At 65.9% G+C, this 26,437-nt stretch carries 24 protein-coding genes and 1 other RNA gene; 17 read left to right on the plus strand and 8 right to left on the minus strand.

What is annotated here, in order from left to right:
• Positions 1-15: 15 nt before the first annotated feature.
• A complete protein-coding gene (locus tag D002_RS0101780; RefSeq protein ID WP_231362907.1) occupies positions 16-1,149 on the minus strand; it encodes an alkaline phosphatase family protein in 1,134 nt (377 codons plus the stop codon).
• 82 nt (positions 1,150-1,231) lie between these two features.
• Positions 1,232-1,552: a BolA family transcriptional regulator gene (locus D002_RS0101785; protein WP_018140200.1), complete on the minus strand. Its 321-nt coding sequence runs from the start codon at positions 1,550-1,552 to the stop codon at positions 1,232-1,234.
• Between the two features lie 119 nt (positions 1,553-1,671).
• Here D002_RS0101785 and D002_RS0101790 point away from each other — a divergent pair, with 119 nt between their 5' ends.
• Positions 1,672-2,361 carry a haloacid dehalogenase type II gene (locus D002_RS0101790; RefSeq protein ID WP_018140201.1) on the plus strand — a complete coding sequence of 230 codons (690 nt, stop codon included), beginning with the start codon at positions 1,672-1,674 and terminating at the stop codon, positions 2,359-2,361.
• Between the two features lie 18 nt (positions 2,362-2,379).
• On the opposite strand, the gene D002_RS0101795 is transcribed toward D002_RS0101790, so the two are convergent.
• Entirely contained in the window at positions 2,380-2,925 is a 546-nt protein-coding gene (locus tag D002_RS0101795) for a glycine cleavage system protein R (RefSeq protein ID WP_018140202.1), read from the minus strand.
• A 247-nt stretch (positions 2,926-3,172) separates the two neighbouring features.
• Positions 3,173-3,994, minus strand: coding sequence for a TatD family hydrolase (locus D002_RS0101800; RefSeq protein WP_018140203.1), 822 nt, complete (start codon positions 3,992-3,994; stop codon positions 3,173-3,175).
• 532 nt (positions 3,995-4,526) lie between these two features.
• Between D002_RS0101800 and pepN the strand changes: the two genes are divergently transcribed.
• Positions 4,527-7,166 carry an aminopeptidase N gene (gene pepN, locus D002_RS0101805; RefSeq protein WP_018140204.1) on the plus strand — a complete coding sequence of 880 codons (2,640 nt, stop codon included), beginning with the start codon at positions 4,527-4,529 and terminating at the stop codon, positions 7,164-7,166.
• Positions 7,167-7,348: 182 nt separating this feature from the next.
• Here the strand turns inward: pepN and D002_RS0101810 are convergent, their stop codons facing one another.
• Positions 7,349-8,467, minus strand: a complete 1,119-nt coding sequence (locus D002_RS0101810) for a S1C family serine protease (protein ID WP_026181446.1) — start codon at positions 8,465-8,467, stop codon at positions 7,349-7,351.
• Between the two features lie 101 nt (positions 8,468-8,568).
• Between D002_RS0101810 and D002_RS0101815 the strand changes: the two genes are divergently transcribed.
• The 6 genes from D002_RS0101815 to D002_RS0101840 all read left to right on the plus strand — a co-directional run bounded on the left by D002_RS0101815 (position 8,569) and on the right by D002_RS0101840 (position 13,574).
• Positions 8,569-9,318, plus strand: coding sequence for a Nif3-like dinuclear metal center hexameric protein (locus tag D002_RS0101815; protein WP_018140206.1), 750 nt, complete (start codon positions 8,569-8,571; stop codon positions 9,316-9,318).
• Between the two features lie 344 nt (positions 9,319-9,662).
• Entirely contained in the window at positions 9,663-10,265 is a 603-nt protein-coding gene (gene petA, locus D002_RS0101820; RefSeq protein WP_026181447.1) for a ubiquinol-cytochrome c reductase iron-sulfur subunit, read from the plus strand.
• Positions 10,265-11,674 (plus strand): cytochrome b N-terminal domain-containing protein, encoded by a 1,410-nt coding sequence (locus tag D002_RS0101825; RefSeq protein WP_018140208.1) that lies wholly within the window; start codon positions 10,265-10,267, stop codon positions 11,672-11,674. Before petA ends, D002_RS0101825 begins: the two co-directional genes overlap by 1 nt.
• On the plus strand, positions 11,674-12,417 hold the full coding sequence (locus D002_RS0101830; RefSeq protein WP_018140209.1) for a cytochrome c1: 744 nt from the start codon (positions 11,674-11,676) through the stop codon (positions 12,415-12,417). Before D002_RS0101825 ends, D002_RS0101830 begins: the two co-directional genes overlap by 1 nt.
• A gap of 105 nt (positions 12,418-12,522) precedes the next feature.
• Positions 12,523-13,149 (plus strand): glutathione S-transferase N-terminal domain-containing protein, encoded by a 627-nt coding sequence (locus D002_RS0101835; protein WP_018140210.1) that lies wholly within the window; start codon positions 12,523-12,525, stop codon positions 13,147-13,149.
• Positions 13,146-13,574, plus strand: coding sequence for a ClpXP protease specificity-enhancing factor (locus D002_RS0101840; protein WP_018140211.1), 429 nt, complete (start codon positions 13,146-13,148; stop codon positions 13,572-13,574). Before D002_RS0101835 ends, D002_RS0101840 begins: the two co-directional genes overlap by 4 nt.
• Positions 13,575-13,641: 67 nt before the next feature.
• Here D002_RS0101840 and D002_RS0101845 read toward each other — a convergent pair whose 3' ends face one another.
• Genes D002_RS0101845 through D002_RS0101855 form a run of 3 tightly spaced genes read right to left on the minus strand, consistent with a single transcriptional unit; the run spans position 13,642 to position 17,251 of the window.
• Positions 13,642-15,021 (minus strand): FAD-binding oxidoreductase, encoded by a 1,380-nt coding sequence (locus tag D002_RS0101845; RefSeq protein ID WP_018140212.1) that lies wholly within the window; start codon positions 15,019-15,021, stop codon positions 13,642-13,644.
• Between the two features lie 10 nt (positions 15,022-15,031).
• Positions 15,032-15,388 carry a YraN family protein gene (locus D002_RS0101850; protein ID WP_018140213.1) on the minus strand — a complete coding sequence of 119 codons (357 nt, stop codon included), beginning with the start codon at positions 15,386-15,388 and terminating at the stop codon, positions 15,032-15,034.
• Complete coding sequence (locus tag D002_RS0101855) at positions 15,389-17,251, minus strand: penicillin-binding protein activator (protein ID WP_018140214.1); 1,863 nt, start codon at positions 17,249-17,251, stop codon at positions 15,389-15,391.
• Positions 17,252-17,332: 81 nt separating this feature from the next.
• Here D002_RS0101855 and rsmI point away from each other — a divergent pair, with 81 nt between their 5' ends.
• From rsmI to mraY, 9 genes are all read left to right on the plus strand, one after another.
• Complete coding sequence (gene rsmI, locus D002_RS0101860) at positions 17,333-18,169, plus strand: 16S rRNA (cytidine(1402)-2'-O)-methyltransferase (RefSeq protein ID WP_018140215.1); 837 nt, start codon at positions 17,333-17,335, stop codon at positions 18,167-18,169.
• 305 nt (positions 18,170-18,474) lie between these two features.
• Positions 18,475-18,821, plus strand: an RNA gene (gene rnpB, locus D002_RS13175) — RNase P RNA component class A.
• Positions 18,822-19,106: 285 nt separating this feature from the next.
• The gene (gene mraZ / locus D002_RS0101865) at positions 19,107-19,547 is read left to right on the plus strand and encodes a division/cell wall cluster transcriptional repressor MraZ (RefSeq protein WP_018140216.1); all 441 of its coding nucleotides are present in this window, start codon (positions 19,107-19,109) and stop codon (positions 19,545-19,547) included.
• A gap of 5 nt (positions 19,548-19,552) precedes the next feature.
• On the plus strand, positions 19,553-20,479 hold the full coding sequence (gene rsmH / locus D002_RS0101870; protein WP_026181449.1) for a 16S rRNA (cytosine(1402)-N(4))-methyltransferase RsmH: 927 nt from the start codon (positions 19,553-19,555) through the stop codon (positions 20,477-20,479).
• Positions 20,479-20,763 (plus strand): cell division protein FtsL, encoded by a 285-nt coding sequence (gene ftsL / locus D002_RS0101875; protein WP_018140218.1) that lies wholly within the window; start codon positions 20,479-20,481, stop codon positions 20,761-20,763. Before rsmH ends, ftsL begins: the two co-directional genes overlap by 1 nt.
• Entirely contained in the window at positions 20,751-22,466 is a 1,716-nt protein-coding gene (locus D002_RS0101880) for a penicillin-binding protein 2 (protein ID WP_018140219.1), read from the plus strand. The genes ftsL and D002_RS0101880 overlap by 13 nt, the downstream gene beginning before the upstream one ends.
• Positions 22,463-24,004 (plus strand): UDP-N-acetylmuramoyl-L-alanyl-D-glutamate--2,6-diaminopimelate ligase, encoded by a 1,542-nt coding sequence (locus D002_RS0101885; RefSeq protein WP_018140220.1) that lies wholly within the window; start codon positions 22,463-22,465, stop codon positions 24,002-24,004. Before D002_RS0101880 ends, D002_RS0101885 begins: the two co-directional genes overlap by 4 nt.
• Positions 24,001-25,371 carry a UDP-N-acetylmuramoyl-tripeptide--D-alanyl-D-alanine ligase gene (murF, locus tag D002_RS0101890; RefSeq protein WP_018140221.1) on the plus strand — a complete coding sequence of 457 codons (1,371 nt, stop codon included), beginning with the start codon at positions 24,001-24,003 and terminating at the stop codon, positions 25,369-25,371. Before D002_RS0101885 ends, murF begins: the two co-directional genes overlap by 4 nt.
• Complete coding sequence (gene mraY / locus D002_RS0101895; protein ID WP_026181450.1) at positions 25,352-26,434, plus strand: phospho-N-acetylmuramoyl-pentapeptide-transferase; 1,083 nt, start codon at positions 25,352-25,354, stop codon at positions 26,432-26,434. Before murF ends, mraY begins: the two co-directional genes overlap by 20 nt.
• Positions 26,435-26,437 lie beyond the last annotated feature (3 nt).

The raw sequence follows: 26,437 nt of genomic DNA on the forward strand, positions 1-26,437 counted from the left end.
ACAGAACCCGGCAGTTTACCGCGACTGGCCGATATTCCGAAGAAACAGGGGAATATGCCGCTCTTCCGGCGACAGGCCGCCGTGGGCGCCGACGAAGAACGGCCCCTCGTCGTCGTCCGGCGGGTCCACCAGGTAGGCGTCCTCCGCGGGCAGCAGCAGGTAGTCGCCGGCGCGTGCCCGCAGCTCGGGGTGCTCACGGTGATGCCCCGGCGGTAGGCCCAGCGTGCCGGGCCCCAGCCAGTCAGCGGCGGGGACTGCGGCTACGTCCGCGCCGAAGGCGGCGTCCAGGGCCGTCAGGAAGTCCGTGTCGCGTCCTTCGCGCACATGGGCGATGGCGGCACGTGGCTCGCCGGTCAGGCGGTGGCGCAGGCAGGCCTGCACCGCCGGTTGCTCGCGCAGGTCCAGGCGGCGTTCCATGGTACGCATGCCGTGGTCGGCGGTGGTCAGGAACACGCTTTCCGGGCGCTGGATCTGCGCGCAGGTCGCGGTGTAGGCCAGGTCCAGCTGCTTCAGGTGGCGCTCCACCTCCGGGCTTTCCGGGCCGTATTGGTGGCCCAGGTGGTCGAGCTCCGACCAGTAGACGTAGGTGAAATGCGGCCCCGGGGTCGCGTTCACGTGCGCGGCCACCCGCGCCGGCAGTTCGGACAGGTCCTCGAAGCCGATGAACGCGGCGGAGCTGTTCATCATGCGGTTGTACGGGGTGCCGCCGATCCAGTCCGGGCCGATCATGGTGGTGTGGCAGCCGAGCCGGTCGACCAGGCGGTCTGGCTGTACGCGGCCGGTCAGCTCGCGGTAGCCGAGCGTGGCCGGGCGGTCCTCGGCGTCGCGCTCCTGGCCCATCAGCACCGTCAGCGTGCGTTCGGCGGACGGCAGGCGGGTGTGCCAGCCGAGCAGGCCGTGCTGCGCGGGCGTGCGCCCGGTCAGGATGCTGGTGATCGCGGTAGCCGTGGTGCTGGGGAACACGGTCTCGAGGTCGGTTACGTAGTCCGCGCCCAGAAGCGGCGTGTAGCGGCGATAGCGGGTGGCAAAACCGTCGATCAGCCACAGCACGATATGGCGGTCCGGCCCCAGGTGTTCGGATACGCCCGGCAGCGGCGGGTGGCTGGCCGCCGGGTTCAGGTTGGCCTCAATCTGGCCGAGCAGGTCCATCAGCCCGGGCGCTTCCAGCCGGGCACGCAGGATGTGGTCGACGGCGGATTCGGGCGCGGGGATCTCGGTTAGCGGCAAGGGATCAGGCCTTGCCGCCGTCGCCACCCATGCAGGGCGGGGAGTCGGCGACCTTGCCGGCACGCTCGAACCACTGGTCCGGGTCCAGGGTGTGCAATGCGAGCGCGTGAATACCTCCGGACAGCTCGTCGGCCAGTGCCTGGTTCACCAGCCGATGCCGTGCGATCAGCTTCTGGTCGCGAAAGGCATCCGCGACGATGGTGACTTTGAAATGAGACTCCGAGCCCGGCGGCACGTTGTGCATATGGCTCTCGTTTTCCACCTCCAGGTGCTCGGGCGCAAAGCGCTCCTCTAGCTTCCGGGTGATGGTTTCCTGCATGGTCATGGATAGTTCCCGACAATTGGATTCGATGTGCGCAGTGTTTCGCTGCCGGGCAAGGATGTCCAGAACCGGCATGCAGCGGGCGGGATGCGCCGCGTCTTCAGAGAGATGGGGAGGGGGATATGCGACAGACGCTGGCGTTCGATATCTACGGGACCCTGATCGACCCGCAGAGGATTGCGGAGACGCTCGAGGCCTGGATCGGGGAGCAGGCCCCGGCGCTCGCGCGCGCCTGGCGAGAAAAGCAGCTGGAGTACACGTTTCGCCGCGGGCTAATGGGCGCGTATGCGGACTTCGATGTTTGCACCGAGCAGGCGCTGCAGTATTGCTGTGCGGCCCAGGGCATAACGTTAAGCGCGGAGCAGGAGGCGGAGTTGCTGGAGCGCTATCGCCCGCTCCCGGCTTTTGATGACGCGGCCCCGGCGCTGGAGGCACTGCGCGCGGCCGGCCATCGGTTGTTCGCCTTCTCCAACGGAACCGCGGAGACGGTCAGCGGCCTGCTGCGCCAAGCCGAACTGGACACGTACTTCGCGGATATGGTTTGCGTGGATGAGATTGGGCGCTTCAAGCCGGACCCGGTGGTGTACCGTCACTTCCTGCAGCGCGCGAACGTGCCGGTGACCGAGGCCTGGCTGATATCCGGAAATCCGTTCGACGTGATCGGCGCGCAGGCGGTGGGCATGCAGACGGTGTGGCTCGACCGCCCGGGACAGGGGCTATTCGATCCCTGGGGCGTGGAGCCTGCGGCCACGATTCAGCGGCTCGCCGAACTGCCTACTCTTGAGGGTGTTGCGCCCCACGGCCAGACCTGATCCCGCACGACTGAGGGCTCAGGCTACGACTTCGGCAGGCTCACGCTGCGGGTCGTGGAGTTCCAGATCGACCATCAGCTCGTTGGCCAGGGCCTCAAGGTCGTCTTGCAGGGTATCCAGGTCCACGTCGTCTGGGACACCCAGCTCGGCCTGGGCGCGAAACATCGGCTCTCCGGTCATGGAACCCGGCTCGCAGGCTGTATCCAGCGTCTCGACACTGACGCCGTGGCGAGACAGGACGGCCGTAATGTCCTGCACAATGCCTGGATGGTCATGCCCCATCAGATCCAGCCGTACGCGGTGCCGGGTCGGCGCCGGCAGTTCACTCCCGCGCTGAATGTGGACTTGAAGACCCTCGCCCTCCAGCTCACGCAGGGCTGCTTCCAGCCCCTCGACGGCCTCCGCTTCGGCTTCCAGTAACACGACCCCCGCGAACTGCCCGGCCAGCTGCGCCATCCGGCTCTCCAGCCAGTTGCCGCCCGCCGTGCGCGCCCGCGCGGCAACTGCGCTCACCAGCCCCGGCCGGTCCGGCCCGACCAGCGTCAGAATCAGCGAAGTCTTCATGTTCCGTCTCCCAGCGAAAATGTCGTAGGCGAACCATCCTACGGCATCGTCCCCGGGGCTGGGTATGGCGACCCCCGTGGGAACTTTGGAAGCCTCTGGCAAGATCCGCGGGTCGCTGAGCCATTGGGCGGCCAGTTTCCCAAGGCCGCCCGGTTTTCTTCACGGGATTCTAGTGCGTCCCCAGGGGCGCGGATATAAGGGATGCCCTGGCTGACGAGGCCCGGGTGCGTTGGGCTCCGATAAAAGGTCAGGCGTCGGTGGTTTCCGGGAGGTTGTAGAAGGCGCGGGCGGTGGCGGTGGTGTGGGCTGCGAGTTCCTCCGGTGTTTCGTCGCGGAGTTGGGCGACGTATTCGCCGATGTGGGGGAGGAAGGCGGGTTCGTTGCGCCGGCCGTTGCCGAGCTTCTTGCCGGAGCCCTTGGGCAGGGTGCGCGGCAGGAGGTAGGGGGCGTCGGTCTCGATCATCAGGCGGCCGCGCGGGATGCGCGGGACCAGCGGGTGCAGGTGGGTGCCGCGGCGCTCGTCGCAGACCCAGCCGGTGATGCCGATGTGGCAGTCGAGATCGAGGTATTCGGCCAGGGCGTCAGCCTCGCCGGTGAAGCAGTGCACCACGGCGGCCGGCAGCTTGTCGCGCCAGCGGCGCAGGATCTGGGCGAAGTCGTGGTGGGCGTCGCGCTCGTGCAGGAATACCGGCAGGCCGAGATCGGCGGCCAGCTCCAGCTGGGCCTCGAAGGCGATGCGCTGCTGCGGGCGCGGCGAGTGGTCGCGGTTGTAGTCCAGCCCCATCTCGCCCATGGCGACGACGTTGGCGTCCGCGCGGGCGAGGTCACTGAACCGGGCGGCGATCGCATCGGTCCACTGTTTGGCCAGGTGCGGGTGCACGCCCAGGGTGGCGCGGCAGCAGTCCGGGTACTGGTCGGCGATCTCCAGGCATTTCTCGCTCTGGTGGGCGTCGGCGCCGGTGATCAGCATCCAGGACACGCCGGCCTCGCGGGCGCGTTCGAGGACCTCGTCGCGTTCCTTGTTGAAGGATTCGTGGGTGACGTTGAAGCAGATATCGATCCATTCCATGCGCGGTATGCTAACGGATTGGACGCGCAGCGCCAGATCCCCGGCGCCGTCATTGCGAGGCGCCGAAGGCGGTGAAGTAATCTCCTGCGGCTGGCAGCGCGGTGGATTCGAGGGCTCCGGTGGTTTCGGGCCGGCAGATTGCTTCGTCGCTGCGCTCCTCGCAATGACGGGGGAACAATCGGCGTCATCGCGAGGAGCGTAGCGACGTGGCACAAAAGCGCGAAGCGCGTTGAACGGCCGCAGGCCGGCCCGGAGGGCGGGCCGATCGCTCTGCCAGCTTTGGGAGATTGCCGCGGCGCCTTCGGCGCCTCGCAATGACGGGGGAATAATCGGCGTCATCGCGAGGAGCGTAGCGACGTGGCGATCTGTGGGGGTGGCCCGGGCCGGGGCGGAGAAGCGTGGGGGGGGTGCGGATGGAGGTTGCCACGGCCCCTGCGGGGCCTCGCAATGACGGGGTCCTTGTCCGGGTTTGGGGTATGGACCGCGTGGGCGTGATACGTGTTGAACGGTTATTGATGATTTGGAGTTTGGAATGCGTGATGCGAGTCCCCAGGCGGTTTATCTGAGCGATTACCAGCCGCCGGCGTTTGTGGTGGAGAGCCTGGAGTTGGACTTTGATCTGGCGGCGGCGACCACCGAGGTGACCACGCGCATGGCGGTACGGCGCAATCCGCAGGCGGCGGAGCCGAACGGGGCGCTGCGGCTCTACGGCGATGGCGTCGAGCTGGTGTCGCTGACCGTGGATGGGGCGCAGCCGGGCGAGGGCCTGCTGGAGCAGGATGCCGAGGGCCTGCTGCTGCACGGCTTGCCGGAGGCGGTGCGGCTCGAGATTGTCAGCCGCTGCCACCCGGAGCAGAACACCGCATTGGAAGGCCTGTACGCCTCCAGCGGCATGCTGTGTACCCAGTGCGAGCCGGAGGGCTTTCGCCGCATCACGTTCTTCCCCGATCGTCCGGATGTGCTGACCACCTACCGCGTGCGCCTGGAAGCGGACCGGGCGCAGTACCCAGTGCTGCTGGCCAACGGCAACCGCGTGGAGGCCGGCGAGCTGGACGGCGGGCGCCACTACGCGGTGTGGGAGGACCCGTTCCCCAAGCCGTCGTACCTGTTTGCGCTGGTCGCCGGGGATCTGGCCTGCCAGCGCGACACCTTCACCACCATGTCCGGGCGCGAGGTCGCGCTGGAGCTGTTTGTGGAGGCGCACAACGCCGATCGCTGCGACCATGCGCTGGCCTCGCTGAAGCGCGCGATGCGCTATGACGAGGAGGCCTTCGGCCGCGAATACGATCTGGACGTGTACATGATCGTCGCGGTCGACGACTTCAACATGGGGGCGATGGAGAACAAGGGGCTGAACCTGTTCAACGCCAAGTACGTGCTGGCCAGCCCCGACACTGCCACCGACAGCGACTTTGTCGCCATCGAGTCGGTGATCGCCCACGAGTATTTCCACAACTGGTCGGGCAACCGCGTGACTTGCCGCGACTGGTTCCAGCTGTCGCTGAAGGAAGGGCTCACGGTCTTCCGCGACCAGGAGTTCACCACCGACTGCACCCTGTTCGGCGTCAAGCGCATCGACGATGTCGCCATGCTGCGCGCCTTCCAGTTCCCGGAGGATGCGGGCCCGCTGGCGCACCCGGTGCGCCCGGATCACTACGCCGAGATCAACAACTTCTACACCCTGACCGTCTACGAGAAGGGCGCGGAGCTGATCCGCATGCTGCGCACCCTGATCGGCCGCGAGACTTTCCGTCGCGGGCTGGACCTCTACTTCGAGCGCTTCGACGGCCAGGCGGTGACGACGGACGACTTTGTCGCGGTGATGGCCGAGGCCAGCGGGCGCGATCTCTCCCGCTTCAAGCGCTGGTACACCCAGGCCGGCACGCCGCATGTGACCGCAGGCACTGCGTTCGACGGCCCGGGCGGCCCGGCCCGCATCACGCTCTCGCAGGAGACCCCGGCGACCCCGGGGCAGGCGCACAAGGAGCCGGTGGTGATCCCGATGCGCATGGCCTTTCTCGGTGCCAACGGCCAGCGCATCCGCGCGCGCCGGGAAGGCGACGACGCCGCGCGCGACGAATGGGTGCTGGAGCTGGACGCCGCCGAGCACACCTTCTGCTTCGAGGAACTGTCCGCCGAGGTGGCCGCGATCTCCTGGCTGCGCGGCTTCTCCGCGCCAGTGATCCTGAACGCCAACCAGGGCGTGGACGAACTGGCCCACCTTCTGGCGCATGACGATGACGCCTTCGCCCGCTGGGAGGCCGCGCAGACCCTGTTCCGCCGCGCGATCCGTGCCCGTATCGAACATGACGCTGCCGACTCCGCGCTGGAGGCCGCCATTGAGCACGCCCTGCATGCCCTGATCGAGGATCCGGCGATCGAGCCGGTGCTGCTGGCGACCATCCTGCAGTTGCCTCCCACGCGCGAGCTGGCCGAGTTGTTCGAGCGCGTTGATCCGGTGCGCCTGCGCATGGAGCGTGACGACCTGGAGAAGCGTCTCTATGCCCCGCTGACCGGTGCGATGCAGCCGATCCAGCCGAAGCTGGACGACGTGGACAACGGTGCCTTCACCGCCGAGGCGATGGGCCTACGCCAGCTGCGCAACCGCCTGCTGGCGCTGCGTGTGGCCGCCGGTGACCAGGCCGCAGTGCCCGAGGCCCTGGCGCAGTATCAGAAGGCGCGCAGCATGACCATGCGCATGGGCGCGCTGAATGCAGTGAACGAGCTGGATCACGAGGCCCGCCAGGTGCTGCTGACGGACTTCGAGCAGCGCTACCGCGACGACCCGCTGGTGCTGGACAAGTACTTCGGTCTGCAGGCCGGCAGCCAGGTCCCCGGCGGCTTCGAGCGCCTGGAGGCGCTGCTGGAGCACCCCGGGTTCCGCTGGACCAACCCGAACCGGGTGCGTGCGGTGCTGGGACCGTTTATGGCGCGCAACGAACGCCATTTCCACCAGGAAGACGGCACGGGCTACCGCCGCATGGGCGGCTTCGTCGAGAAGCTGGATACGATGAACCCGCAGACCGCCGCGCGCCTGGCCCAGCCGCTGACCCGCTGGCAAAAGGTGGACAGCGTTCGCGGCGAACAGATGCGCGCGGAACTCGAGCGCCTCGCCGCGCTCGAACTGTCGCGCGACCTGCGCGACGTGATCGAGCGCGCCCTCGCCGACTAGGCGTCTGTTGACCCGGGGTCCTTGTGGGAGCCTGGTTGCAGGCGAATGCTCTAAGCGGGTCTGACTCTGGCGGGGTTTCGCCTGCGAGCGGGCTCCTGTAGGAAGATTCGGAATGGGGTCTTCGGTGGCGCAACTGAGGCCAGTCTCTTTAGTAGTGGGGACTGGCCTGTCTGTTTCGTGGGTCAGATCGGGCGTTGGGCGACTGTGGCGGCCAACTCCTGGGACTCGTCGTCGCGCTGGATACGGATGTCGAGTGCTTCGCCGGGGGTGGTCCGGGCGATCACGTTCAGGGCCTCGCGCGGGGTATTGACGCTGTTGCCGTCGAGATGGGTGATGATGTCGCCCGGTCGGATGCCCGCCTCTTCGGCGGGTCCTTCGCGCAGGATGCCGGCGACGAGCACGCCGCGCGGGGCGTCCAGGCCAAAGGATTCGGCCAGCTCGCGGTTCATGGCCTGAACCTCGATGCCGAGCCAGCCGCGGGCCACATAGCCCTGTTCGATGATTTCCGTCATCACGCTGCGGGCGAGGTCCACGGGGATGGCGAAGCCGATGCCGTGCGAGCCGCCGGAGCGCGAGAAGATCGCGGTGTTGATGCCGATGACCTCGCCGCCGGCGTTGATCAGCGCGCCGCCGGAGTTGCCGGGGTTGATGGCCGCATCGGTCTGGATGAAGTCCTCGAAGGTGTTGATGCCGAGCTGGTTGCGCCCGGTTGCCGAGACGATGCCCTGGGTAACGGTCTGACCTACGCCGAACGGGTTGCCAATGGCCAGGACCACATCCCCCACCTGCAGGTCGCGGGAGTGCCCCAGCGTCGCGACCGCCAGGTCCGGCACGCGCACCCGAAGCACGGCCAGGTCGGTGTCGGCATCGATGCCGATGATCTCCGCAGGGTGTGCGGTACCGTCGGGCAGCATGATCGCGATGGCATCCGCCTCCTCGATCACGTGGTGATTGGTGAGGATGTGCCCCTGATCGGTCATGATGACCCCGGAGCCGAGGCTGGACTGCTCGCGTTCGTCGGGTGGCAGTGGCTGGCCAAAGAACTCGTGGAGGCCGAAGCCCGTGGGCCTGTCGATGGTGCGCGAGGTCATGATGTTGACCACCGCCGGCGCGGCGCGGCGCACGCCCTCTGCGTAGCTCACGGGGGCGGCGGCCGAGGTCGATTCGCCGACGGTTTCCGTGACCTGTAGCGAAGCCTCGTCGCCGCGGTTGAGGATGTCGGGAAAGAACACGGCGATCACCACGGCCAGGGCGACCCCGGTCAGCGCGGCTTGCAGCAGGAAGCGAGAGAAATTCACCATAGACTGAATATACCGAAACATAGATTAAGGAAACACTGATCACTGTACACACTCGCGCTCGAGTCACTATTGCGTGCGAACAATCAAGAGAGGATCCCGTCGTGGTCGATCGCGAAGAACTGATGCAGGCACTGGATGCGGAGCTCCAGCCGGAACGCTTCCATGATTACTGCCCGAACGGGCTCCAGGTGGAGGGGCGCCGCGAGATCCGTTCGATCGTGAGCGGGGTGACCGCTTCGCTGGCCATGGTGGAAGCGGCCGTGGAAGCGGATGCGGACATGCTCCTGGTGCACCATGGCTACTTCTGGAAAGGCGAGCCGCAGCCGGTGACCGGCATGAAGCGCGAGCGCATGCGCCAGTTGCTCGCACACGAGATCAATCTGGTGGCCTATCACCTGCCGCTGGATGCCCACCCGGAGCTTGGAAATAACACGCAGCTGGCCCGTCGACTGGGCTTCTCCATTGACGGGGCCTTGCGTGAGGACGGGGTGGGACAGGTCGGAACCCCGGCGCAGTCGATGTCGGCCGATGCGATGCGGATTCACATCAGTCAGGTGCTAGGGCGCGAGGCGTTGTGTGTGGAGGCGGGTGACCACTCGATTCGGCGCATTGCCTGGTGCACCGGTGGCGCCCAGTCGCTGCTGACCGAGGCGGCGGCGCTGGGGGTGGATGCCTACATCAGTGGCGAGATTTCCGAGCAGACTACCCACGAGGCGCGCGAATTGGGGGTGCATTATTTCGCAGCGGGGCATCATGCCACCGAGCGCTATGGGGCACCCGCCCTGGGGCAGTGGTGCGCCGACCGTTTCGGGGTCCATCACCAGTTTATCGAGATTGATAACCCGGCCTGATCGCCGGGTATCAGGGATTCGTTTTCCCAGGATCGTCCGGCGCCGCCCTCCCGCGGTGCGGGGTGTTCCGATTCGGGGCATTTGAGCGTTCGTGGGTGTGGCTCGGATTAGTCTTCTATCATCAATCGCTTATGTTTAAGTGGTTGTGCTGTCTCCGAGTGCCGCGCTCGGTCTTAAGGCAGTAATCTACTTGACCTTATTAGCGTGTTCGGGAATTCTATCGGATTTTACAGCCCGCCCAGATGGGTATTCGCGCGCATCGCCCCGGGCGTTCGCGCGCTGGCTGCGCCTTCGTTGTGCGGTCGCGGGAACACGATTTCAACACGTTGTTTGGAGAGACAAACATGGCAAACCAAGGCGTAAACCGAGGCCGTCGCCGGTTCCTCGTCGCCGCGACATCCGTCGTAGGCGGAGCCGGGGTCGCCGCAGTCGCGGCCCCGTTCCTGGCGTCCTTGCAGCCCAGCGCGCGCGCTCAGGCAGCTGGGGCCCCTGTCGAGTTCGACGTGTCCGCCATCGAGCCGGGTCAGCGTGTCAGCGTCGAGTGGCGCGGTCAGCCGATCTGGGTGGTGCGGCGCACCGACGAGATGATTGCCGGTTTGTCCGAGATCAGGGATCGCCTGCGTGATCCGGATTCCGAAGTGGAAAGCCAGCAGCCGGAATATGCGCAAAACGAACACCGTTCGCGCGAGGAGGAGTTCCTGGTGGTCATCGGCATCTGCACCCATCTGGGCTGCTCGCCGAGCTACCGCCCGGAGATCGGCGACCCCGAGATGGGTTCCGACTGGCAGGGCGGCTGGCTGTGCGGCTGCCACGGCTCGCGTTTCGACCTGGCTGGTCGCGTCTACCGCAACATGCCCGCAGCGACCAACCTTGTGATCCCGCGGCACATGTATCGGACCGACACCGTGCTTGTCATTGGCGAAGATGAAGACGGGGAGGCGATCTAATGGCCAGCAATCCTGATACCAAGATCCAGGGCGGTGTTCTGGGCTGGGTCGACGCCCGCTTCCCGCTTTCCCAGATGTGGAACGAGCATCTGGCGCAGTATTACGCACCGAAGAACTTCAACTTCTGGTACTTCTTCGGTTCCCTGGCCCTGCTGGTGCTGGTCATCCAGATCGTATCCGGCATCTTCCTGACCATGTTCTACAAGCCTGACGCCGAGCTCGCCTTCGCGTCGGTCGAGTACATCATGCGTGATGTGGAGTGGGGTTGGCTGATTCGCTACATGCACTCCACGGGCGCCTCCCTGTTCTTCGTGGTGGTCTATCTGCACATGTTCCGGGCGCTCCTGTACGGCTCCTACAAGAAGCCGCGCGAGCTGATCTGGATCTTTGGTGTGCTGATCTACCTGGTGCTGATGGCCGAGGCCTTCGCCGGCTACCTGCTGCCGTGGGGTCAGATGTCCTACTGGGGTGCGCAGGTCATCGTGAACCTGTTCCAGACCATCCCGTATATCGGGCCGGACCTGGTCACCTGGATTCGCGGTGACTTCCTGCTGTCCGACGCGACCTTGAACCGCTTCTTCGCGCTGCACGTGATTGCCCTGCCGCTGGTGCTGATCATGCTGGTGGCCGCGCACATCATTGCGCTGCACGAAGTGGGTTCCAACAACCCGGATGGCATCAACATCAAGGACACCAAGGACGAGAACGGCATCCCGAAGGATGGCATCCCGTTCCACCCCTACTACTCCGTGAAGGACCTGGTGGGTGTCGGCGTGTTCCTGATGGTGTTCGCCGCGATCATGTTCTTCTTCCCTACCGGGGCCGGTCTGTTCCTGAAGCCGGATAACATGATCCCGGCGGATCCGCTGGTGACGCCGGACCTGATTCCGCCGGTGTGGTATTTCACCTCCATGTACTCGGTGCTGCGCTCCGTGCCCGATCCGTTCCTGGGTGTGGTTGCCATGGGTCTTGCGGTGGTGATGCTGTTCTTCATCCCCTGGCTGGATCGCAACCCGGTTCTGTCGATGCGCTATCGCTCGTTCGCGGCCAAGTTCAACCTGGCGGTGTTCGTGGTGGCCTTTGTGATCCTGGGTTGGCTGGGCCTCCAGCAGGCCACCACCGAGGTAAGCGAGATGAGCTATCGCTTCTCGACGGTCTACTTCGCGTTCTTCTTCCTGCTGTGGTTCCTCAGCAAGGAACGTTCCGTGGCCTTCAGCCTGATCGCATTCGCCGTGGTTGCCGGGATCTACACGATCTACGACATCCTGCGGTTTGATCCGAGTGACGCGGGTCTGATCATGTGGTCCTGGTTGATTCCGACCGTGTATCTGTTCGTGACCATGGTGGCCCCCGCCTTCGCGCGTGGCCTGGGCCGTGACCGTGCCGTTCCGGAAAGGGTGACTTCGTAATGAAAACGCTGATTGCAACTACGTTCCTGGCCGCTGCGGCCCTGTTCACCGTGCCGGCGGCTTCCGCCGCCTCGGCCTCGGGTGACCTGCAAAAGGCCAATGTCGACGTGTCCAACGAGGCTTCGCTGCAGCGCGGCGCCACGTTGTTCATGAATTACTGCATGGCCTGTCACTCGACCGAATACATGCGTTACAACCGTGTAGGCCGAGACATTGGTCTGACCGAGCAGCAGGTTGAGGACAACTTTATCTTCATCACCGATAAGGATGGCGAGCCGGTCGGCGTGGGCTCTCTGATGAAGAACGCCATGAGCGATGACTATGGCGAAGAGGCCTTTGGTGTGGTCCCGCCGGACCTGACCATGACCACCCGAATCCATGGTGAAGACTGGGTCTACACCTTCCTGAAGAGCTTCTACATCGATGAGTCGCGTCCGCTGGGCGCGAACAACACCGTGTTCAGCAACGTCGGCATGCCGCACGTGCTTTGGGAGCTGCAAGGCTGGCAGGAAAAGGTGGTTGACGACGACGGCAACGAGCGGATCGAGCTCGTGCGCTCCGGCAAAATGACGCCCAGCGAATATGACCGGGCGGTGCGCGACATCGTCACCTACCTCTCCTACATGGGCGAGCCGATGCAGCTGGACCGTCAGCGTATTGGTCTTTACGTTCTGATTTTCCTGGGGATTTTCACGATCCTCGCCTACTTCTTGAAAAAGGAGTACTGGAAAGACGTACACTAGGCGGCCTGATCCGTCGCCGGCGGGCGCTCAGGGATGAGCGCCCGCCGGTGTTATTGACCGTCTGCCCGGCGCGGCGTGCCGCACGACCGGGGTAGGGAGAAAGCTATGGCGCTGGTCGCCAACCGTCGTTCTGTTATGACCCTGTTTTCCGCCCACGACTGCGTGCGTTGCCATCGGGTGCGCATTATTCTCGCGGAGAAGGACATCGCCGTAGATGTCGTGAATCTCGGGCCGGACGAGTTGCCCGAGGATCTTTCCGATCTGAATCCGTACAACGAGGTCCCGACCCTGGTGGATCGTGATCTGGCCCTGTACGGCACCCATGTCATCACCGAGTATTTGGATGAGCGCTTTCCGCATCCGCCGCTGATGCCGGTGGACCCGGTCTCGCGCGCGGCCGCGCGCCTGGCGCTCTACCGCGTGGAGCGCGACTGGTATGACGGTATGGATGCCGTGTATCAGGCATCGGGCTCCGGCCTGACCAAGGCCCGCAAGATCCTGCGTGAGAGTCTGGTCAACTCGGCGGAGATCTTTGAGCTCAAGCCGTACTTCCTGAGTGACGAGTTTTCCATTGTGGACTGCGCCATCGCACCGGTGATGTGGCGGCTGCCTGCGGTGGGGATCGATCTGTCTGCTTTGCCGCAGGCCATCCAGGAGTACGCCGACCGCGTGTGCAAGCGCGAGTCGTTCCAGTTGAGTCTGACTGAGGCCGAGCGCGAGCTGCGGCTGTGACTTCGTCCCGCCCCTATCTGCTCCGTGCACTGTGGGAGTGGGTCACGGATAACGGCTTTACGCCACATCTGCTGGTCGATGCCACGATTGAAGGCGTCATTGTGCCCGAGGCGTTTGTGGAGCAGGGCAAGATCACCCTGAATGTGGGTCCCTCGGCGGTCCAGGCCCTGAACATTGGGGACGAGGCCGTTGCCTTTTCCGCCCGTTTCGCGGGTAACCCGATGGATGTCTTTGTGCCCATGCAGGCGGTGCTTGCGGTGTACGCACGCGAGAACGGGCAGGGGATGATGTTCGGCAGCGAGCCGGGCCCTGGCCCCGAGGACGATGGTCCAGGCGCGCCGCCGGATGGGTCCGGGGATGGCGGGGGCGGAGAGGATGCCCCGGCGCCCAAGCGCAAGGGGCCGTCGCTCAAGGTCGTCAAGTAGTGTGGTGGGCCCCGTACGGGGCCCTCTTCTTTTCCGGGGACGGGTTCCGGCCGAAGGGAGCGGCGCCTCAGGGCTGGCCGGGTGCCTTCCCCGGGTTGAGGATGTTGTCCGGATCGAACTCGCGCTTGATCCCCGCCATCAGCCCCAGTGCGACCGGATCCAGCTCGCGGGCGAGGAAGGGGCGCTTCACCAGTCCGATCCCATGTTCGCCCGACAGGGTCCCGTCCAGCGACAGGACCAATGCGAACACCGCATCCAGGCAGCGTTCGGCTGCGGCCAGTTCCTGGGGATCGTCGGGGTTGACCAGCAGGTTCACGTGGATGTTGCCATTCCCCGCGTGACCGAAGTTTACGATCTTGATTCCGTGCTCCTGGGCCAGCCGGTCCAGCCCGGTAATCAGATCGGGGATGCGCGACACCGGCACCACCACATCCTCGTTGATCTTTTTCGGCGCGACCGTGCGCAAGGCAGGGGACAATGCCTTGCGCACCGCCCACAAGGCCTGGGCTTCCTCGGGTGTGTCGGCCGCCAGCGTCTGCAGGCAGCCCTCGCCCTCGGCGGCTCGGCGGATGCCGGTCGTCGTCGCCTCGATGCCGGCATCGGTACCGTCCGTCTCAATCATCAGGATCGCACCGGCCTCTCTGGGCAGGGGGCTGTCGGGCGCATAGTCACGGATCATCGCGATCGCGGAGTGATCCATGAACTCCAGCGCCGATGGCACCTCCGCACGGGCCATCAGGCGCGAGACCCCTCGCGCTGCGTCACCGACGGTACGGTAGACCGCCTGGATCAGCCGGGTGGCCTCAGGCTGGGGTGTGAGTCGCAACGTCGCCTCGGTGATCACGGCGAGGGTCCCTTCCGAGCCAATCAGAAGCCTGGTCAGGTCGTACCCGACCACGCCCTTGGTGGTATGGACGCCCGTGCGGAAGGCCTCGCCGGTACCGGCCACCGCGGCCAGCCCCAGCGTGTTGTCGCGTGGGGTCCCGTACTTCACCGCGTGGGGTCCGGCGGAGTTGTACGCCAGGTTCCCACCCAGGGTGCAGTAGGCGCTGCTGGTGGGGTCCGGAGGCCAGAAAAAGCGCTCGCGCCCCGCCGCCTGTTGGATCTCTCCGTTGGTCACACCCGGCTCTGCAATCAACAAGCGGTTGGCGGGGTCCACCTCCAGGATGCGATTCATGCGCTCGAAGGACACGACCAGCCCGCCATGGTCGGGAACGGCGGCCCCGGTGGTGCCGGTACCGCGTCCGCGGCTGGTGAGCGGTACGCCCAGCCGGCGGCACAGGCGTACGAGTTCGCGCACCGTGTCGGCGTCCCCCGGGAAGGCAACCGCGTCCGGCGCGGCATGCAGCTTGGAATTGTCGGCACCGTAGGCCCAGCAGTCTGCGGGATCCAAGAGGCGATCCTCGGGGGGGAGAAGCTGTTCGAGTTCGCGCGCCAGCGGGGTCATAGCAGCCGCCTCACGAGACGGAGGCCTGGATGGCATCTTGCAGCCACTCGATCCGGTCCTGGCCGTCCAGGGTAATCACATCGAAGCGCACCGGCCCGTTCCAGTCGCGTTCCTGCAAATAGGCCTCGGCCACCCGAAGCAGGCGTGCCTGCTTGCGGCGGTCGATGCTTTCCGCGCCCCCGCCGAAGCCTGGGTGGCTGCGCTTGCGGACTTCCACCAACACCAGGGTTTCGCCTTCCATCGCGACGAGGTCCAGCTCGCCGTAGGGGCGGCGCACATTGCGTGCCTCGACTCGCAACCCCTGCTGTTCAAGGTGACGGGCGGCACGGTCTTCGGCTGCCTGGCCCGAGACGCCCGGTCGGAACATTCAGGAATCCCCACCCATGGCGTCGATACGCCGGGGTTCGCCGCGCTCAAAGCGGGCCCAGGCAGGCTCGCGCACCCACTGACCATCAAAGGGATTCAGACCCCAGGTGCCGCTGCCCCCGGTGAGTTGATGATGAGCGGCGCTGCGCACCGAGTCCTGGCGCACGCTCAGGCGCATCGCGTCCATTCCCAGCGCCACGAAGCGGGGAAGGGTCTCCGGATCGGGCGTGCCGTTTTCGTCTCCAACAAGCGGGCTCACCCGGTCAAACAGCCAGGGGGCGTCGGGGAACACGATGCCGTTCAGGTCGGCATCGCGATTGGCGTTCGGAGACCCGCCGTAGACATGGGCGGTGGACATCATCGGCAGGTGGCTGGCCCGGTGGAAATGCAAATGCGGTACGACCCGGCGGACCTGGGACGCCGAACCCGCAATAAACAGGTGGTCGACATCCGCGCGAACCTGCGGGTCAGCTTCCAGTTGCAACCCGGTGCGTCGGGCGACATCGCGGATGCGCGATTCGCTTTGTTGGATGCCCAGGGCGTTGCCAATGGTGCTATTCAGTTCGCCGTCGTCGGACTGAATCCGGATGATGTCGCGGGGGCGCCGGTCCTGTTCTTCCAGCGCGGCCTGGTAGGCCGACGCCACACGGTCGCCGAATGTCCCCTCGGGCAGGATGATCAGTCCGTGGTGCCATCCGGCCCGGTCGGCGCGATCGGCGACGGCGCGGGCATCCTCTTCCGGGTTTAGCGCCAGGGTGGTGAGTGGCGCGTCCACGGGGGATTCCGTCCGATTTAGCAGGACGGTGCGGGCATGACGGTCGTTGCTGGCGACCTGGGCGACGGATTCACGCCGCAATGGCCCGATAATGCGGTCCACCCCGGATTCCACTCCGCGCCGATAGAGGGCGGCGGCGGCCTCTGGTTCGCCCCGCGTGTCCTGTACGATCAGGCGGCCTTGACCGCCCTCCGCGTAATAGGCGCGAGTGATTCCATCGAGAATGGCATTGCCGAGTTCACCAAGGTCCCCGGATAGCGGCAACAGCACCAGAGTGTCGCCGGGTGCGTCCACGGCCAGGGGGTGACTCGCCAGCAGGTCTGGTAGCAGGCTATTCGCGGGGTGCGAGGGATGGCGTTCGCGCCATTGCCCGGCGGCCCGGCGCGCCTCTTCTTCTGTTTCGGCCGCTCGCAAGAGTCGGAACAGGCTCACCCAGGCATCGCCATCCGGGAGGTGGTTGCCCACGACCTGTTCGCGTTGAGCGGGCCGGAGGGCGGCCAGCAGGCCCCAGATGCGGTGCTGATTCTCGCCATGCGCATCCGGCTCCATCACCAGCAGCCCATCGAGGCGCAGGCGGGTGTCCAGGGCCTGATACCATTGCCCCTCGCGCTCCAGCAGCCGGGCGTGCAGCGACAGGCCTTGGCTGTACACCTCCGGGGTTCGGGTGGGGTCCTCCGGATCATCCGCACCCAGTCGCTCTCGGGCCCGTTCCCAGTCTTCCTGGAGGGCCGCAAGCTGCGCCCCCAGCAGGCGCCCCGCCTGCGTCTCGCGTTCGACATCGGGGAGTTCGGCCCAGAGGGCCTCGGCCTGGTCGATCTGGTCCTGTGTTGGCTCGTCCAGTGCCAGCACGGCGCCAATCGCGCGCCGGGCGGTCTCGGGTTCCGGGCGCGCGCGGGCCTCGCTTAGAAGCAGGCTGGCCTGTACCTCGGCCGGAAGCTCCGCCAGGTCGGGGCGCTCTTCGGGATCCGGGGTTGGCTCCGGGTCCGGGCGCGGGGTGGCGCAACCCACCACGATCGCGGTGGTGAGCAGCAACAAGGCAAGGCGGGACAGGGGCCGGGCGGGCCCGGCGCGATTGGGGATTAGGATCACGATAGCGATTCGTCAGCGAATGAGGAGTCAGTATTGAAAGCGCATCAGGCCGTGTCAACGAACTGGGGCACGTTGTGGGTAGTGGCTACCCCGATCGGCAACCTCGGGGATTTGAGCCCGCGCGCCGGCGAGGTCCTGAGCCGAGTGCAGCGTATTGCCGCGGAGGATACGCGACACAGCGCCGGGCTGCTGGCCCATTTAGGGGTGCGCACGCCCCTGGTCAGCCTGCATGAGCACAATGAGGCCGAGCGCATCCCGTCGTTACTGGAGGCATTGGCTGCGGGTGAGGACATCGCCCTGATCTCGGATGCCGGTACGCCACTGGTTTCCGATCCCGGTTTCCGCCTGGTACGGGCTGCCCGCGAGGCTGGCGCTCCCGTGCGTGCGGTGCCGGGTCCTAGTGCGCCGCTTGCGGCGCTCGCCGTTGCGGGTTTGCCGTCGGACCGCTTCTGCTTCGAGGGCTTTCTGCCGCACGCCTCCGGCGCGCGTCACCGCCGGCTCGAGCGGCTGCTCGCACAACCGGTGACGACCATTTTGTTTGAATCGTCCCACCGTATTCGGGCCGCCGCCAATGACCTGGCGGAACTGGCACCGGAGCATGAGGTCTTCCTGGCGCGTGAGCTCACCAAGCAGTTCGAGGAGCATTATCGTGGCCCCGCGGGCGAGCTGCCCGCCTGGCTGGATGCCGACAGCAACCGCACTCGTGGCGAGTTCGTGCTGATCCTGGCGCCGGCACCCTTGCCCGACACGGGCGGCGAGGCCGACGATCCCCTGTCCGCCGAACACGAACGCCTGCTCGCCGGGTTACTGCAGGAACTCCCCCTCAAGCGCGCCGCGCGTCTCCTCTCCGACGCCACCGACTTGCCCCGCAACCGCGTCTACGCCCGCGCCCTAGCTCTTAAAGACGCCGAGAGCTAGAGCCTCTTTTTCACCACGAAGCACACGAAGGCACGAAGAAGGTCAAGGTCAAAAGCAATCGACAGGAAGGCTGGAAGGATAGAAGGGCATTCCCGCTGGCAGGATTGGCCGGACACTCATGGCTACACCGTCCGAGCCCGGCGTGTTTAACCCGCATTCATTCCTTCAAATCTTCCCGTCTTCCTGTGAAGCGCCCTTGCTCTTCTTCGTGCCTTCGTGTGCTTCGTGGTGAACAAAAGGGGGCGTCGGGGGCAGGCCATTGAAAAGCCTTGCGTTCGGGGGCGGGGCGGCGTACAAGGAGCGCGGGAGTCGGCCTGGCAGTCGCTGCATCCATTGGATGTGGAGGAAAGTCCGGGCTCCACAGGGCAGGACGCCAGGTAACACCTGGGCGGCGCGAGCCGACGGAAAGTGCCGCAGAAAATACACCGCCGATGGCCCTCGGGCACAGGTAAGGGTGAAATGGTGCGGTAAGAGCGCACCGCGCGGCTGGTAACAGTCCGTGGCAGGGTAAACCCCGTCCGGAGCAAGGCCAAATAGGGGTGCATGGTGTGGCCCGCATCGCACCCGGGTAGGCTGCTCGAGGCGTCCGGTGACGGACGTCCCAGATGAATGACTGTCCACGACAGAACCCGGCTTACGGCCGGCTCCCACTTTTTCCCACGTTGCTTCCTCAGGTGGCCGGTTCCGGTTGCACCCAACCCGTCGTGTGTGCCGCAAACTTATAAAGTGATGCATTAAGTTTGAGGTTCAACGCCAGGCTTTTAATACCCTTCTTTCCGGTCTTTCATCCGCCTGGCGGTGGTCGCGCTAAGTCTCTGTGATTCAACGCTTATTTTTCGTTTTTCAGGGTCGATTTTCTTGACTCTGGGGGATGCCCGTACCTATAGTGTCGAAAAGTGGGGCAAAGTGGGGAAAGGTGGGTAACCACCGCTTAATCATGTTTCGAGGTGTCAGCCAACTCAATCTGGATGCGAAAGGCCGCCTGGCCATGCCGGCGCGGTATCGCGACGACTTGGCGGCGAGCTGCAACAGCCAGCTGGTGATTACGGTCGACCCTTCCCGCTGCCTGCTCCTCTACCCGTTTCCGGAGTGGGAGCGCATCGAGCAGAACCTGATGTCCCGCCCCAACATGAATCCCAAGGTGCGCAACCTGCAGCGCCTACTGGTGGGTCACGCCACCGAGTGCGAACTGGATGGCAGTGGCCGTTTGCTCCTGCCCACGCCCCTGCGCAGCTATGCCGGCCTGGAAAAACGGGTGGTGCTGCTGGGTCAGGGCAAGAAGTTCGAGATCTGGGATGAAGCGACCTGGGAGGAGACCTGCGCCCAGGTACTGGGGGGTGACGTGGATGACGAAGCGCTCGAGTCCATCGCGTTGTGACGGACATGGAAGCCGTCTCCCATACCCCGGTGCTGCGCGACGCAGTCCTGGAGGGCCTGGCCGTGCGCGCTGATGGCTTCTACGTCGACGGCACCTTCGGCCGCGGTGGTCACAGCCGCGCGATCCTGGAACACCTGGGGCCGGATGGCCGGTTGCTGGCGATGGATCGCGACCCGGAGGCGGGCGCCGCCGCTGCGGCCTTTACCGATGACTCCCGCTTTTCCTTCGAGGCGGCACCGTTCTCCACTATGGCCGCCACCCTGCAGCAGCGTTCGCCAGACCGCGGGCCGGATGGCGTGTTTCTGGACCTCGGCGTGTCCTCGCCGCAGCTGGACACCCCCGAGCGTGGGTTCAGCTTTCAGCACGACGGCCCTCTGGACATGCGCATGGACCCGACGAGCGGCGCGAGCGTGGCGGATTGGCTGGCCGCTGCCGACGAGGCCGAGATTGCCGATGTGATCTACCACTACGGCGAAGAGCGTCACTCCCGTCGCATCGCCCGAGCCATCGTGGCGGCGCGTGCCGAGACCCCGATCACCCGGACTGGAGAGCTGGCCGAGATCGTGCGTCGCGCCGTCCCCAAGCGCGAACCCGGCAAGCACCCGGCCACCCGTACCTTTCAAGCCCTCCGCATCTTCGTGAACGAGGAATTGGCCGAGTTGGAGCAGTGGCTGGCGACGATCCCCGATGCCTTGCCCAGTGGGGCGCGGCTGGTGGTGATCAGCTTCCATTCGCTGGAAGACCGGATGGTGAAGCAGGCCCTGCGCAAGCCGGTGGCCAACGTGCGCTTGCCGCGGGGGCTGCCGGTGATGCTGGAAGAACCCGAGCGCAAACTGCGCCCGGTGGGCAAGCCGGTCCATGCCGATCGTGAAGAGCAGCGCATCAACCCACGTTCGCGGTCCGCGGTCCTGCGGGTCGGGGAGCGGCTCTGATGGTTGCCCGCGGGCTCCTCGCGGTGGCGCTGGCGACGGGTGTTTTCGCTTCGGCCATCGGTGTTGTGGCGGCCAAGCATGAGGCGCGCCAGGCCTTTGTCGATCATCAACAGGCCCTGGACCAGCGCGACGCCCTGAATCTCGAATGGACCCAGTTACAGATCGAGCAGTCCACCTGGGCGACCCAGGGCCGGGTCGAGGAGCAGGCGCGCGAGAACCTGGGGATGATCCAGCCGGATTCCGACCGCATCGTCGTGATTGGGGGTGACCAATGGGCGCCTTGAAGCGACAGATCAGCGGCGGCCGTCTTAAGGTCGTGATTGCCGTCTTTGCCGTGGCCAGTGTGGCCCTGTTGCTGCGCGCCATCGACCTGCAGGTGCTGGAGCGCGATTTCCTGACCAAGCAGGGCGAGCAACGTCAGGTGCGCACCCTCACCGAGTCGGCCAACCGCGGCATGATTACCGACCGCTACGGTGAACCCCTGGCCATCTCGGCCCCTGTGCAGACCGCCTGGGCCAACCCGCGGGATCTGATCGGTCAGCGCGAGCGCTGGCCGGACCTGGCCGCGGCACTGGGTGTGGAGGATCGCTGGCTGGCGGAGCGGATCGAGAGCCGTGCGTCGCGCGAATTCATCTATTTGCGGCGCCACATGCTTCCAGAGCAGGCCGAGCGCGTCGCCGCACTGCGTATGCAGGGCGTCGGGTTGACCCGCGAATTTCGTCGTTACTATCCGCATGGCGAGGCCACATCGCACGTGCTCGGCTACACCAATATCGACGACCAGGGTCAGGAAGGCGTGGAGCTGGCGTTTGATCAATGGCTGTCGGGTCAGCCGGGCGCCAAGCGCGTGCTGCGGGATCGCCATGGCCGGACCATTCGTGACGTGGCGAGCATCCGGCCCGCCCGTGATGGCAACACCCTGGCGCTGACCCTGGATCAGCGCCTGCAATATCTGGCCTACCGTGAGTTGAAAACTGCGGTCACCGAGCACAACGCCAGCGGAGGTTCCGCCGTGCTGCTGGATGCCCGCAGCGGCGAGATCCTGGCATTGGTCAATCAGCCCGGGTTTAACCCCAACAATCGCGGCGCCATCCGCTCCGACCATGCTCGCAACCGCGCGGTCACGGATACGCTGGAACCGGGTTCGGTCATGAAGCCCTTCACCGTGGCGGCAGCCCTCGATTCGGGGGCGGTGGATGTCAACGACACGCTGGAAACTGGACCCGGCACCATGCGGGTGGGGCGTCTGACCGTGCGTGACTTGCGCGACTACGGAACGATTGACCTCACCACCCTGATTGCGCGCTCCAGTAATGTGGGGGCCACCCAGCTGGCGCTGGATACCCCGCCGGATCAGTTCTGGCAGGCCCTGCATCAGGCCGGGTTTGGTCAGCGCCCCGGCACCCACTTCCCGGGCGAGGCCGCCGGCCGTCTGCGCGACTTCCCCACCTGGCGCGAGGTTGAGCAGGCCACTCTCGGGTACGGCTACGGCCTGTCCCTGTCTCCGCTGCAGATGGCCGCGGCCTATACCGCCTTCGCCAACGATGGCCAGCGTGTGCCGGTCCGTCTGGTGCGTACCGCCGATGACCTGCGCGAACCGACACAGGTAATGACCCCGCGTACCGCGCGCCAGGTGCTGGCGATGATGGAGCACGTGATCGGCACCGAGGGCACGGCCCGGCAGGCCGCGATCGACGGCTATCGAGTCGCGGGCAAGACCGGCACCAGCCGCAAGAGCGGCCCAGGCGGTTATACCGAGGATCGCTATTTCTCATCCTTTGTTGGGCTGGCTCCGGCCTCCGACCCGCGTTTTGTGATGGCGGTGGTTATCGACGAACCAGGTGCTGGCGTCTATTACGGCGGTGCCGTCGCGGCCCCGGTGTTTCAGCGCGTTGTCAGCTCGGCCCTGCGCATGTTCAACGTGTACCCGGATGCGATGCCGGAAATCCCGATGCGACTGGCCGCCGAACACGAGGGGGCGACATGATGGCCGCTCGTGATACCCGAGGTGTGACCGGGCCTGTGCTGGGGGATCTGCTCCCGGTCGAGTTCCTGACTCGCGATCAAGCGGCGTTGCCAGTGGCGGATCTGGTGCAGGATAGCCGTCGGGTCGTGCCGGGCACCGTCTTCGTGGCTTTGGCAGGCACTCGTCACCATGGCCTGGAGCACGCGGCCGATGCGGCCGCACGGGGTGCCAGCATCGTCCTGTGGGACGAGGCCGAGAGCGCCGACGTGGCGACCAATGTCCCCATGCTCCGCGTGCCGGGGCTGCGCAGCCTTTTACCGCAAATGGCGTCGGAAGTATTCGGTGCCTGGCCGCAGAAGGCACCGATCGTGGCGGTCACCGGTACCGACGGCAAGACCTCGGTGACCCACCTGATCGCGCTCGCCCTCGAAGCCTTGGGCCGGCCGGCGGGTCTGATCGGCACGCTGGGTGTGGGCCGTCCTGGCCACCTGGTCGATACCGGCCATACCACACCGGGTGTGATCGACCTGCATCGGCACCTTGCGGAGCTGGCTCAGGCCGGCTGCGGTGCGGTGGCGCTGGAGGCCTCGTCGCATGGCCTGGCGCAAGGGCGCCTTGCTGGCACGCCGATTACCGTCGGCGTGTTGACGCACCTGAGTTCCGATCATCTCGACTTCCATGGCAATCAGGAGGCCTATGCCGCGGCGAAGGCCCTTCTATTCGCCTGGCCCGGGCTGCAGACGGCGGTGCTCAACGCGGATGATGCCTTTGGCCGTCAGGTCGCCCAACGCCTCCCATCCGGCGTTCAGCCAGTGACCTATAGCGCCGCTGGCGCACCGGCCGATCTGTGCGCTCAGGACGTCGAGACGAGCCCCGAGGGCCTCCGTTTTACCCTGCATGCCGGCGGCCAGGCGTACGCGGTGCGATCGCACTTGTTCGGTCTGTTTCAGGTCGGAAATCTGCTGGCCACTTTGGCCACCCTGCAGGCCTTGGGCGTGGATCGCGAGCATGCGATCACCGCGGTGACCGAATTGCCCGGTGTGCCGGGGCGGATGGAGCGGTTCCCGCAGCCGAACGGGGCACTGGCAGTGGTGGATTATGCCCATACCGCCGAGGCTCTGGAGGCCGCTCTCTGCGCGCTGCGCCCGCATACCGAGGGCCGTTTGAGTGTGGTGTTTGGCTGCGGCGGCGAGCGCGATCGAGGCAAACGGCCGGCGATGGGCGAGGTGGCTTGTCGTCAGGCCGACGTGATCTTTGTAACCGACGATAACCCCCGCGGGGAGGAGTCGGCTGAGATCCGCGCCGAGATCCTCGCGGGCTGCGCGAATCCCGCCGAATGCCACGAAATCGGTGATCGCTCCACCGCGATCGCCAGCGCCCTGGCCGAGGCGGGCGCCGGCGATGTGGTCCTGGTCGCCGGCAAGGGGCATGAGACGACGCAGGAAATTCGCGGGCAGCGCTATCCATTCAGCGACCGTGAGCAGGTGCAGGTTTGGGCAAGCCGGCACGCAAAGGAAACGCGCGGCCACGACCGCACGAATGGGGAGACGCGGCAATGATCCGAATGACGAGCCAGGAACTGGCCGCGGCCGTGGGTGGGCGCCTGCAGGGCGCTGCGGACGTGGCCTTCGAGGGGGTGTTTACCGATACCCGCGAGCCACGGCCCGGTGCGCTGTTTATCGCACTGAAAGGGCCCAATTTTGACGCTCACGATCACCTCGCGGCGGATCTTCCGGCAACCGTGTTGCTGGTGGAGCGACCCCTTGATCTGCCTCACCCGCAAGTCATCGTGGCCGATACCCGCGAGGCCCTGGGTCGGCTCGGTCGTCATTGGCGCCGCCAGAGTCGCGCGCGGGTGATCGCGCTAACCGGTTCCAACGGGAAGACCACGACCAAGGAGATGCTGCGCTGCATCCTTGAAGGGGTGGGCTCGGTGCATGCCACGGCCGGCAACCTGAACAACGAGATTGGGGCGCCGCTGACCTTGCTGGCGATGCCGCTGGATAGCGACTACGCGGTGATTGAGCTGGGCGCGAACCACGCCGGCGAGATCGGCCGTATGGTGCGGTGGGTGGAACCCCAGGTGGCCCTGATCACCAACGCGGGCCGAGCCCACCTCGAAGGCTTTGGGAGTCTGGAGGGTGTGGCTCATGCCAAGGCCGAGATCTATTCCGGTCTGCCGGCGCAGGGCGGCACCGCGGTCATCAATCTGGATGACCCTTTCTCCGACTACTGGTTGTCGCTGAACGAACACCATCACTGCCAGCGCTTCTCGCTGGAAGGTGGCGGCGAGGTTGAGGGCATGTGGCAAGCCCCGGACCGGCTGCGACTGGCCATTCTTGGGGCAGGGCGTGACCTGCGTCTGGCGGGGCCGGGCCGTCACCTCGCCGCCAATGCGGTTGCGGCCGCAGCGGCTGCCAACGCCGTGGGCATCGGCATTGATCGCATTGTCGAGGGTCTGTCTCGTTGGCAGCCGGTACGGGGCCGCCTGCAGGAGTTGTGGCATGTCACCGGCGCCCGTGTCTGGGACGACAGCTACAACGCCAACCCCGATTCACTGCGTGCGGGGTTGGAAGTCCTGGCCGCGATGCCTGGGCGCCGCATTCTGGTATTGGGCGCGATGGGCGAGTTGGGAGCAGGCGCGGCCGAACTGCACGCCGAGACCGGAGAATTGGCGCGGGCGATGGGTATCGAGCATTGCCTGGCCCTGGGCGCGGCCGCGCGACCCACCGCCGAGGCCTTCGGCTCTGGCGGCGAGTGGTTCGACGATCACGCGGCGCTGGCCGCTCGACTCGCGCCACTGCTGGATGCCAGGGCCACGGTTCTGGTGAAAGGTTCGCGCAGTCAGCACATGGAGCGGATTATCGAGGGGTTGGATCTGGCCTCGTCAGCGCCGGAGGTGGCCGATGCTGTACGCGCTGACTGAATATCTGAGCCAGTTTTACTCCGGCTTCACCGTCTTTCAGTACCTGACCGTCCGCGCCATCCTCGGCGTGGTGACGGCGCTGGCGATCGCACTGTTGATCGGTCCGGCGATGATCCGCCGACTGACGGTCGGCAATATCGGCCAGCAGATTCGTGACGATGGTCCTGAATCGCACCTCACCAAGGCCGGCACGCCGACCATGGGCGGCGCCCTGATCCTGGTTGCAGTTGCGGTTGCGACCCTGATGTGGAGCGACCTGACCAACCGCTTTGTGTGGCTTGTGTTGCTGACCACCCTTGCCTTCGGTGCGGTCGGGGGCTGGGATGACTACCTGAAGCTGCGCTACGGCAACAGCAAGGGACTGTCGGCGCGCGCCAAGCTCCTGTGGCAGACGTTGTTCGCGCTGATTGCCGCCGGGGTGATCATGTACACCGCCCAGAGCCCGGTGGAGACGACCTTCTATCTCCCGGTGTTCAAGGACATCCAGTTCAGTCTGGGGTGGTTGTTCATCCCGTTGGTGTGGCTGGTGGTCGTTGGATCCTCGAATGCCGTGAACCTGACCGACGGCCTTGACGGCCTGGCCATCATGCCCGCGGTTCTGGTCGCGGGCGCGCTGGGCGTGTTCGCCTACGCCGCCGGTCATGCCGTCTTTGCCGACTACCTCGGTATCCCGGCCGTACCCGGCGTGGGCGAGGTGGTGATCTTCACCGCTGCCCTGGTCGGGGCCGGCCTCGGATTCCTCTGGTTCAATACCTACCCGGCGCAGGTCTTCATGGGCGATGTCGGGGCCCTCGCCCTGGGGGCGGCCCTGGGCATGCTGGCCATCCTTACGCGCCAGGAGATTGTGCTGTTGATCATGGGCGGCATCTTCGTCCTGGAGACCCTCTCGGTCATGATCCAGGTCGCGTCGTTCAAGTTGACCGGGCGTCGGATCTTCCGCATGGCCCCTTTGCACCACCACTTCGAACTCAAAGGTTGGCCGGAGCCGCGCGTGATTGTGCGGTTCTGGATCCTGACCGTGGTGTTCGTACTGATCGGTCTTGCGACCCTGAAGGTGCGCTGATCC

It is taken from the genome of Thioalkalivibrio sp. ALJ7, assembly GCF_000376865.1.
In the GTDB taxonomy this organism is placed as follows: Bacteria; Pseudomonadota; Gammaproteobacteria; order Ectothiorhodospirales; family Ectothiorhodospiraceae; genus Thioalkalivibrio.